General features: G+C 71.3%; 10 protein-coding genes and 1 pseudogene. 3 read left to right on the forward strand and 8 right to left on the reverse strand.

Translation table 11 applies throughout. From position 1 onward, the window contains the following. Positions 1–145 precede the first annotated feature (145 nt). From ADY59_RS44795 to ADY59_RS44810, 4 genes are all read right to left on the reverse strand, one after another. The gene (locus ADY59_RS44795; RefSeq protein ID WP_049576679.1) at positions 146–937 is read right to left on the reverse strand and encodes a class I SAM-dependent DNA methyltransferase; all 792 of its coding nucleotides are present in this window, start codon (positions 935–937) and stop codon (positions 146–148) included. A 76-nt stretch (positions 938–1013) separates the two neighbouring features. Then, positions 1014–2759 carry a proline--tRNA ligase gene (locus tag ADY59_RS44800; RefSeq protein ID WP_049576698.1) on the reverse strand — a complete coding sequence of 582 codons (1746 nt, stop codon included), beginning with the start codon at positions 2757–2759 and terminating at the stop codon, positions 1014–1016. A gap of 65 nt (positions 2760–2824) precedes the next feature. Continuing rightward, on the reverse strand, positions 2825–3496 hold the full coding sequence (locus ADY59_RS44805; RefSeq protein WP_156326132.1) for a hypothetical protein: 672 nt from the start codon (positions 3494–3496) through the stop codon (positions 2825–2827). 150 nt (positions 3497–3646) lie between these two features. Beyond that, positions 3647–4048, reverse strand: a complete 402-nt coding sequence (locus ADY59_RS44810; protein ID WP_231619193.1) for a hypothetical protein — start codon at positions 4046–4048, stop codon at positions 3647–3649. A gap of 165 nt (positions 4049–4213) precedes the next feature. Between ADY59_RS44810 and ADY59_RS44815 the strand changes: the two genes are divergently transcribed. Both ADY59_RS44815 and ADY59_RS44820 read left to right on the forward strand, forming a co-directional pair. After that, positions 4214–5515, forward strand: coding sequence for an FAD-dependent oxidoreductase (locus ADY59_RS44815; RefSeq protein ID WP_231619194.1), 1302 nt, complete (start codon positions 4214–4216; stop codon positions 5513–5515). A gap of 16 nt (positions 5516–5531) precedes the next feature. Continuing rightward, positions 5532–6650 (forward strand): DUF6986 family protein, encoded by a 1119-nt coding sequence (locus tag ADY59_RS44820; RefSeq protein WP_049576685.1) that lies wholly within the window; start codon positions 5532–5534, stop codon positions 6648–6650. Between the two features lie 26 nt (positions 6651–6676). Here ADY59_RS44820 and ADY59_RS44825 read toward each other — a convergent pair whose 3' ends face one another. From ADY59_RS44825 to ADY59_RS53080, 4 genes and pseudogenes are all read right to left on the reverse strand, one after another. Then, on the reverse strand, positions 6677–7357 hold the full coding sequence (locus ADY59_RS44825) for a copper homeostasis protein CutC (RefSeq protein ID WP_049576686.1): 681 nt from the start codon (positions 7355–7357) through the stop codon (positions 6677–6679). 62 nt (positions 7358–7419) lie between these two features. Then, positions 7420–8022: an N-acetyltransferase gene (locus ADY59_RS44830; protein ID WP_049576688.1), complete on the reverse strand. Its 603-nt coding sequence runs from the start codon at positions 8020–8022 to the stop codon at positions 7420–7422. Positions 8023–8220: 198 nt separating this feature from the next. Further along, a complete protein-coding gene (locus tag ADY59_RS44835) occupies positions 8221–8769 on the reverse strand; it encodes a GntR family transcriptional regulator (RefSeq protein WP_231619195.1) in 549 nt (182 codons plus the stop codon). A gap of 6 nt (positions 8770–8775) precedes the next feature. After that, positions 8776–8970 (reverse strand): annotated as a pseudogene (locus tag ADY59_RS53080) (GntR family transcriptional regulator); the annotation flags it as partial. A 263-nt stretch (positions 8971–9233) separates the two neighbouring features. Here ADY59_RS53080 and ADY59_RS44840 point away from each other — a divergent pair. After that, positions 9234–9437: a hypothetical protein gene (locus ADY59_RS44840; RefSeq protein WP_156326133.1), complete on the forward strand. Its 204-nt coding sequence runs from the start codon at positions 9234–9236 to the stop codon at positions 9435–9437. The last annotated feature ends 434 nt before the right edge of the window (positions 9438–9871 follow it).

Genomic DNA, 9871 nt, shown 5'->3' on the forward strand with positions numbered 1-9871 from the left:
CCTCTACCCCCTCGAACGCCGCCTGGTCCGCATCCTCCGCGAGAGCCCCACCACCGAACTCATGATCTGCCGCCGCCGCTGACCCCAGCCCACCGCCCCCCTCGCACCGGCCACCGGCGCCGGGGAGGGGCGCGAAGGGCTGGGGTCAGCGGCGGCGGCAGATCATGAGTTCGGTGGTGGGGCTCTCGCGGAGGATGCGGACCAGGCGGCGTTCGAGGGGGTAGAGGAGGGCGCCGGCGAGCCAGCCGGTGACCTCCGTCAGGGTGACCGCGCGCAGCAGGCCGCCCCAGAGCTTGCGCCACAGCGGGTGGGCGTCGACCTGGGCGTTCATGAGCACCAGCATGGGGACGCGGTGGATGACGTCGAAGCCGGCCTCGCCGAGGGCGGCGGTGATCCACTTGAGCGTGTGGTTGACCTGGTAGTCGGAGCGCTGCTCGGGCCGGTGCAGGAAGTTCTCCGACAGGACGAAGATGCCGCCGGGCCGGACGGCCTCGCCGATGGAGCGCAGCGCGGCCTTGTAGCGGTCGTCGTCGGTGATGTGGAAGAGCATGTCCATGGCCGAGGCCGCGTCGTACGAGCCGGGCTCCAGGGCGCCGGCCGGGTCGGCGATGTCGAGCCGGAGGAAGGAGGCGCTGGGGAAGCGCTCGCGGAGCCGGTCGACGGCGGCCTGGGTGAGGTCGCTGCCGGTGATCGACTCGACGCCGAGCGCCCGCCACTGGCGGATGTAGAAGCCGGTGCCGGAGCCGACGTCGAGGACCCGCGCCTTGGTCAGGTCGAGCGGGACGGCGGCGGCTTCGCGGCGGAAGCCTTCGGCGCGCACCCGGTACATCCAGATGTTGAACGCCCGGCCGAGCGCCTTGTAGCCGACGCCGCTCTCGGTCCAGTCGGACTGCAGGCGCGATTCCCAGAAGTCTTTCAGTTCGGCATGTGGCTTCATCGCACTGAGATTTACAGCACACTCCCGCGCCGTCAAACCGGGACGGCCCCGCGCGGGACCGTCCCGTACGAAAGGGTCAGGCGGTGCAGGCGGCGAGGACGCGGTCGGCGGCCTCGGCGAGCGGGATCTCGCTCTTCTCGCCGGTGACGCGGTCGCGCAGCTCCACGACGCCCTGGGCGAGGCCGCGGCCCACGATGAGGATGGTGGGCAGGCCGAGCAGCTCGGCGTCCTTGAACTTGACGCCGGGTGAGACCTGCGGCCGGTCGTCGACCAGGACGCGCAGGCCGCGCGACTCGAGCTCGGCGGCCAGCTCCAGGGCGACCTCGACCTGGCGTTCCTTGCCGGTGCCGACGATGTGGACGTCGGCGGGCGCGACCTCGCGCGGCCAGACGAGGCCGAGCTGGTCGTGGGCCTGCTCGGCGATGACGGCGACGGCGCGGGAGACGCCGATGCCGTAGGAGCCCATGGTGATGCGGACGGGCTTGCCGTCGGGGCCGAGGGCGTCGAGGCCGGCGGCGTCGGCGTACTTGCGGCCGAGCTGGAAGATGTGGCCGATCTCGATGCCGCGGTCGATGGACAGCGGGGAGCCGCAGCGGGGGCAGGGGTCGCCGGCGCGCACCTCGGCGGCCTCGACGGTGCCGTCGGGGGTGAAGTCGCGGCCGGCGACGACGTGGGCGGCGTGCTTGCCGGGCTCGTTGGCGCCGGTGACCCAGGCGGTGCCGTCGACGACGCGGGGGTCGACGAGGTAGCGGATGCCGAGGCCGCGCAGCACCTGCGGGCCGATGTAGCCGCGGACGAGGCCGGGGTGCTTGGCGAAGTCGCCGGCTTCGAAGATGGCGGGCTCGCCGGGGGCCAGCGCGGCCTCCAGGCGCTTGAAGTCGACCTCGCGGTCGCCGGGCACGCCGATGACGAGGGTCTCGACCTTGTCGGAGCCGGGGGTGGTGACCTTGACGACGACGTTCTTCAGCGTGTCGGCGGCGGTGATCGACATGCCGTGCCGCTCGTTGACGCAGGACACGAGGCTGTCGATCGTGGGGGTGTCGGGGGTGTCGAGGACGTTGAGCGCGTCGAGGCCGTCGAAGGGGCGCGCGGCGGGCGCGGGGGTGGTGACGGCCTCGGCGTTGGCGGCGTAGCCGCAGGAGTGGCAGGCGACGAAGGTGTCCTCGCCGGTGGGCGTGGGCGCCAGGAACTCCTCGGAGGCCGAGCCGCCCATCGCGCCGGACGTGGCGAACACGATCTTGTACGTGATGCCGAGGCGGTCGAAGGTGCGGATGTAGGTCTCGCGGTGCGCCTCGTAGGAACGCTTGAGGCCGTCGTCGTCGAGGTCGAAGGAGTAGGAGTCCTTCATGAGGAATTCGCGCCCGCGCAGGATGCCCGCCCGGGGCCGCGCCTCATCGCGATATTTCGTCTGGATCTGGTAGAGGGTGACCGGGTAGTCCTTGTAGGAGGAATATTCGCTCTTCACCATGTCGGTGAACAGCTCCTCGTGCGTGGGGCCGAGCAGATAGTCGGCGCCCTTACGGTCCTGGAGCCGGAAGAGGGTGTCGCCGTATTCGGTCCAGCGGCCGGTGGCCTCGTAGTATTCGCGGGGCAGCAGGGCGGGGAAGAGCACTTCCTGGCCGCCCATCCGGTTCATCTCCTCGCGGACGACGCGGGCGACGTTCTCCATGACGATCTTGCCCAGGGGCAGCCAGGAGTAGATGCCGGGCGCCACGCGGCGCACGTAGCCGGCGCGGACGAGGAGCTTGTGGCTCGGCACTTCCGCGTCTGCCGGGTCGTCCCGCAGGGTGCGAAGAAACAACGACGACATGCGCAGCAACACGGCCACTCCTCGTTCGAACCCGATGTGAGGGCTACAGGCTATCGACTCCCGGCGATGGCGCGCGCTCAGACGGCGACGGTGATCCAGCCGCCCATCGCGGCGGCCAGACCGGTGGCGAACAGCCCCGCCAGCCCCAGCGCGCACACCAGCGCCCGCGCCCGTCCTCCGGCGCCCCGGCGCAGGGCGAGCATCACGCCGATGGCCGCCGCGCCGATCAGCACGGCGGGCATCGGCCAGAAGGACCGCTCGTCGCCGATGAACCCCGGGGTCGCCCGGTCCACGACGTCGGCCAGCACGAGGGCGCCGATGACGCCGGCCGCGTAGTCGCCCCACCGGTCCTTCCTGCGGGTCACGTACGCCAGCAGGCCGGTGCCGACCAGCAGGGCGATCGTCCAGTTGAGCCCGGCGGCGCTGCCGCCGACGACGTCGAAGGCCAGGTCGCCCCGCAGCGCGCTGCCGCCCATGGCGGCGACCAGCGAGGCCACGGCGGCCAGGAACGTGGTCAGCAGCGCCCAGCCGAACCCGGACGCGCTCGCCCCGACGGCCAGCGCCATCGCCAGATAGACGTAGGGGTCGTAGACGTGCCCGATCCACCCCGGCCCCCGGCCGGCGGTGAGCATGCCGATGAAGCCGACGGCCAGTCCCCCCAGGAAGGCCGCCAGCAGGTGACGTTCGATGCCGCGCTGGCGCCGGTCGAATTCGGCGAAGTCGGCATACTCGATCGCGGTTTTCTCCATCCCCATTCCCTGGTCATCCCACCCCCGGTGATTCTCCAGGGACGACCAGATCGAGATTATGCGATCGTACAGAAAAGGCAAATTTCGGTTAACCGTAAGCAATCATGGCATTTGTGAACAAAGTGCCGGACGGTACCGGAGTGATGAAAGTCAGCCGCCGAGAAGTTCTTCCCACGGGTGGCGGGTGTTGGTGCGGCGGGTGGTGTCGAGGGCCCCGGCCAGCCGCCAGAACCCGGGGCGGGCGCGGGCCCGGACGCGGCCCATCGGGTCGACGGCGCGCAGTTCGAAGCGGACGCCCATGACGTCGAGCACCGCGTGGGTGTCACCGCAGGGGCCCGCCGCCGTGGCGTCGAGGAGGGCGGCGACCTCGGAGGCGTAGGGGCCGTCACGCCATTCGATGTGCCAGCTGTGGTCTGCGCCCCGCCACCAGGTGAGGTCGCGGCACGCCTCGATGAACTCCGCCTTGGTCGCCAGCACGGCCATGACGCGACCGAACGCCTCGAACCTGATCGAGTCCGGCAGATGCCTCCGCGGCCCGTGCTTTCGCCTCACGAACAACCACTCTGATCGCGACCACACCCATCCCGCAAGTGCCGGACCCGGTCGGCGACCTTGAGGCCCGGCTCCGCGGGGAGGAGGATCGGGGTGAGGTCACAGCCGATCGGGGATACATCGATCACGCCCGCCGGTCCTGTCCGGTGGGCTCAGGGAGGCAGCGTGGCGTTGCGCGTGGCGGTCATCGGGTCGGGACCCGCCGGGATCTACACGGCCGAGGCGCTGGTCAAGCAGTCGGGCGAGGCCGTCGAGGTCGACGTGCTCGAACGGCTGCCGACGCCGTACGGTCTGGTCCGCTACGGCGTGGCGCCCGACCACACGTCGATCAAGTCCATCGCCGGCTACCTGCGCAGGGTGCTGGAGCTGCCCCAGGTGCGTTTCCTGGGCGGTGTCACGCTGGGCGAGCACCTGTCCGTCGCGGATCTGCTGGCCTGCTACGACGCCGTCGTCTACGCCACCGGGGCGATGGTGGACCGGCGGCTCGGCATCCCGGGCGAGGACCTGCCGGGGAGCGTGGCGGCCACCGACTTCGTCAACTGGTACTGCGGGCATCCGGACGTGGACCCGTCGCGGTTCACGCTCGACAGCTCCGAGGTCGCGGTGATCGGCGTCGGCAACGTGGCCGTGGACGTGGTCCGGGTGCTGGCCAAGACCGCCGAGGAGCTGAGCGCCACCGACGTGCCGCACGACGTGCTCGAACGTCTCGGCGACAGCCAGGTCAAGGCCATCCACATGATCGGCCGGCGCGGCCCGGAGCACGCCAAGTTCACGCTCAAGGAGCTGCGCGAGCTCGGCGCGCTGGCCAACGCCGACGTGTGCGTGCGTCCCGACGAGGCGGTCGTGCTCGGCGGCGACTTCCCGCGCCAGGTGCGCGGCAACATCGAGGTGCTTCAGTCGTGGGCGTCGCGCGAGCCCGCCGGCCGGCCGCGCCGCCTGGACGTGCGTTTCTGGCTGCGCCCGGTCGAGATCCTGGGCGCCGACCGGGTCGAGGGGCTCAAGCTCGAACGGACCCGCCTGTCGGACGAGGGCCGCGTGGTCGGCACCGGCGAGTACGAGACGCTCCCGGTCGGCATGGTGCTGCGGTCCGTGGGCTACCAGAGCGTGCCGCTGCCCGGCGTGCCGTTCTCGGAGGCGTCGATGACGGTGCCGAACGAGGCGGGGCGGGTGCGCGAGCGTGAATACGTCGCGGGCTGGCTCAAGCGCGGCCCGACGGGCGTGATCGGGACGAACAAGTCCGACGCCGCCGAGACCGTCCGCACGCTCCTGTCCGACCTGGCCGGCGCCGGCGGCGGCCCGCTCGCCTCCGTCGACGCGCTGCTGGCCGAGCGGGGCGCGCACCCGGTGACGTACGCGGAATGGCTCGCGATCGAGACGGCCGAGGCCGAGCTGGCCAAGACACTGGGCCGGGGCGAACGGGTCAAACTGGTCGGCCTGGAGGCCATGCTGCGGGCCTGCCGGCCCTGAACCGGAAAGGTCACGCATGCTTGACTTCGACCAGGTCCACCGCGAGCAACAGGCGCTCTACCCCGGCGCCGTACCGGGCTGGCAGCCCGTGCACACCGTGTACGTGCCGGCCGACCGGTTCTCGGCGGGCACCGTGGCCGCGTGGGGCGAGGAGGCGCTGCGCCTGGTCAAGGCCCATCTGGCCGGGCCCGGCGACCTCGCCGAGGTCTTCGGGGTGCCCGGCGCCCTGGCGGGCGGCGTGCACGAGAGGCTGCTGCGCAAGCTCGCGGGCGAGCCGGTCGAGGATCTGCGGGTGGACTTCGAGGACGGCTACGGCGGGCGTCCGGAGGACGAGGACGGGCACGTCGACCGGGCCGTCGAGGCGCTGGCCGCGATGCACGAGGCTGGGACGCTGCCGCGGCGGTGGGGGCTGCGCGTCAAGTCGTTCGCCGACGGCGATCCGGAGCGCTCGACGCGGACGCTCGACCGGTTCGTCACCGGCATGGCCGGGCTGCCCGGCGGCCTGCCGGAGGGTTTCGTGGTGACCTTTCCCAAAGTTCTGATGGAGGCCTATCTGGGGATGTTCGCCGGATTCCTCCAGGGGCTGGACGATCGGGCGGGGCGGCGGCTGCGGTTCGAGATGCAGGTGGAGGCGCCGCAGACGGTGCGGTTCCTGCGGCCCGGCCTGACGTGCGGGGGACGGCTGTCGGCGGCGCACTTCGGGGTGTTCGACTACACGGCCGCGATCGGGCTGCCGCCGCACGAGCAGCGGCTCGACCACCCCGCGTGCGACCACGCCAGGCACGCCATGCAGACCGCCTACGCGGGCACCGGCGTGGAGCTGTCCGACGGGTCGCTGGCCGCCTCGCCCGCCTCCGGCTCGTCGGACGACGTGCGGGCGCTGTGGCGCCGGCACGCCGGGCTGGTGCGGCATTCGCTCGCACACGGCTTCCACCAGGGCTGGGACATGCATCCCGCGCATTTGGTGAGCCGGTTCGCCACGGTTCACGCCTTCCACCTGGCGACCTACGACTCCTACCGGGAGCGGGTGCGGGCCTGGGAGGAGCGGCGGCCGGTGAGCGGCGTCATGGACGAGCCCGCGACGATCCGCACACTGGTGTCGGCGTTGCGCAGGGCCGACGCGGCACTCGGCTGACCCGGCGCAAGGCGGCTCAGGGCGGCTCAGTCGCGTTCGACGAGCGCGCGCCAGCGGCGGACCATGTGCGCGTCGACCGGCTCCGACCAGCCGCGGCGCACGGCGGAGCCGACGTGGAAGGCGCGAACGCCGTAGTCGAGCAGGTCGGGCACGTGGTGCGGCTTGAGGCCGCCGCCGGCCAGGATGATGGACCCGTCCCCCGCGTCCGCGCGTCCCTTGAGCACCGGCAGGCCGTCGCCCACGCCGTGCGGCGAGCCCGCCGTGAGCACGGTCGCCAGGTTGGGCAGCAGCCGCACGGCCCGCCAGGACGCCTGCACGTCGGCCGCGTGGTCCACGGCCCGGTGGAACGTCCACGGCAGCGGCGACACCGCGTGGATGAGCGCCTCCGTAGCCTCCAGGTCGACCGCGCCGGCCTCGTCCAGGAACCCGAACACGAACCCGGCGGCCCCGGCCTGCGCCAGTTCACGGGCGTCCCGGCGCAGGCGCTCCAGTTCCTCGGGGCCTCCGGCGAACCCGGGGCCGCCGCGCAACATCACCATCTGCGGCAACGGGCACGCGGCGGCGATGGCCGCGACCGTCTCCGGAGCGGGCGTCAGCCCGTCGGCCGCCATGTCGGCGACGACCTCCAGGCGGTCGGCGCCGCCTTCTTCAGCGGCCACGGCGTCGCGCACGTCAAGCGCGATCACCTCAAGGAGGGATCCGGTCATGCAGCAGAGGTTATATGGTGCTCTGCACCTTTTTGCGCGAATAGAGATCCCGAGGATCGGCCTCAGGCGCTGATCAGCTCGGGCAGCGTCAGGTCACGGAAGGCCGTGACGGCCGAGTCGGACGCCGGGCGCTGGAAGAGCGCGCCGGACGCGCGATGCGGCAGGTCCACCGTCCGCAGGTGCCGAAAACCCCGGCCGCGATAGTAGTCCTGCAGCCGCCGGTTGCCCTTGGCGCAGTCGAGCCGCAACCACGGCAGCCCCGCCGCGTACGTGGTCGCGCCGGCCCAGTCGAGCAGCGCGTCGCCCAGGCCACTGCCCGACCAGGGACGGGCGATGGCCAGCTTGTGCACGTACAGCCCCGCGCCGGGGTCGTCGGCCGGACCCCAGAACTCGGGGTCGGCGTGACCGTCCAGCGCGATGGTGGCGACCGGCGGGGCCGACTCGTCCGGGTCGAAGTAGCGCAGCTCGTCGTCGAGCAGGAACAGCACCCGCTCCTCGATGAGCGGCGCGATGCGGTCGGGGCCGAAGCCCGCGCGGGGCCACTGCCGTACGCCCTGCGCGTGCAGCCACTCGGCGGTGTCGGTGAGGAGGGTGAGCACGCCCGGGAGATCGGCGGGCTCGGCCCGCCTGAGGGTCAGCGGGTGCAGGAGGGTGTTCGCGTGCATGCGTCTGCCTTTCATTGCGAAGGGTGGCCGAATCGATACAGAGCGTAATCGCTCAATGGGACACAAACCCGACAGGGCTAGATAACCCGATATATGCGGATAAATCGCTACTGGGGGAGCGTGCACCACTCCCCGCGCTCAGCGAGACGGCAAGCTCACTGGGCCGCGGCCGGCGGGATCACCCCCAAGCGAGCCCGCTCAGCGGCGGTCGAGCTCGTATCTGATCAGATGTTTGTCGGCAGGCAGCACCGACACCGCGACGCGCACCGGCATGTCGCCCTCGTCGTAACCGACCCGGATATAGACCACAACAGGCGTGCCGAGCTCCAGCTGGAGCCGCTCGGCCTCCTCCTGGTTGGGCATGCGTGCCCAGATGTCGTCCACCACGCGCACCTGCCCGTGGCCCAGCTCCTCCAGCACCCGGTTGGCGCCGCGCTCGATGTCCCCCGGCCGGGCGATCTCGGAGTTGGCGACCAGATCGCGGGGGAAGTAGGAGTCGTTGGTGTTGTACGGCTGGCCGTCCACGAACCTCAGGCGGCGGCGCACCACCGCGAGCTGCCCGTCGCTCAGCTCCAGCCGGCTGGCGATCTCCTCCACCGGGGAGACGGTCAGCACCTCTATGTATTGGCTGGGGGCGCGGCCTTCCTGGGTCACGGCGTAGGCGAAGGCTTCACGCAGCTCTCCCGTGGGCTGCGGCTCCAGCTCCCGCTGCGGGTAGATGAGCAGCGGCCTGCGATCCCTGACCACCGTTCCGCGTCGTGGCGTACGCGTGACAAGCCCCTCATTGACCAACTCCCCGAGGGCCAACCTGACGGTGTTGCGGCTCACCCCATGGTCCTCCATGAGCTGCGCCTCAGTCGGCAGCTGCGCTCCGGGGCCGAGTACGCCGGAGTAGATGGCCCTTCGTAGTTCCGAAGCCACCTGCTGATACAGCACCGACCTTGCCACTTTTACCCCTTTTGTTCCAACAATTTAGACGATCTGGTTCTAGCAGGCCATCACCCCTTGACCGGACGGCATCGGGAGCCGCATCATCCATTCGTTGGTACAAATCCATCGAAAGGCCGGTGAGGGGGTGAGGGCCGGTGGTGCCGGTCCAAGCGGGTACGCCGTACCTGCCCTGGGACTCCCCCCGTGATGCAACACGTTTACTGCGTTACGCGTTGCCTCGCCAGGGATTCACCCACACCTACCAGAGCAACGGGTACGGTATGTCCGCACTTTCCGAGTCAGCCGAGCTGAACGTGTGGTGTGAGGACGGGTCCCTCGTCTGGTTCGAGGGGAGCGAGCTCGTCCACCACCCCATCGACGACCCGGCCGGCGCGGCGGATCGCATCGCCGCACGTTACCGACACCCGGAGTCCTCGCAAGAGGGTCACTCCCCCACCAACTCCGTGCGCGAACCCACGGTCTAGGACTCCATCCCTCGCCGGAGTCCTGGCGCCGCCGCTCACGGGGCAGGAAGCGCGCCCTGGCGGGTCCCCCACGCCCGCCAGGGCGCGCGATCCCCTTTTCGCCTCCCGGGCACGCCTCCGCGGCGGCCGTCCCCGGCCTCCCCGGATGCCTCCGCAGTGGCCGTCCCCGCCTCCTCGTTCACCGGTATGCGGACAGCCCCGGAGCGCCTTCTCCGGAATGCCTCGATGCCGAGCAAGCGCTTGGGGCGTGCTCGCGTTACGATGGAGCCGGCACGGCGGGCACACCGCTTGACAGCCCTCCGGGGACGCGCCTAACGTCCAAGCAAGCGCTTGGTTCGTACGAGGAGGCGGCCCATGACCCCCCACGCTGCCCGGTTGATCACGCCGAGCCGGCACGCGGGCCTGGCGATCCCCCACCGGCGCAAGCCCCGCCC

The sequence above is a fragment of the Nonomuraea sp. SBT364 genome (genome assembly GCF_001083785.1).
In the GTDB taxonomy this organism is placed as follows: domain Bacteria; phylum Actinomycetota; class Actinomycetes; order Streptosporangiales; family Streptosporangiaceae; genus Nonomuraea.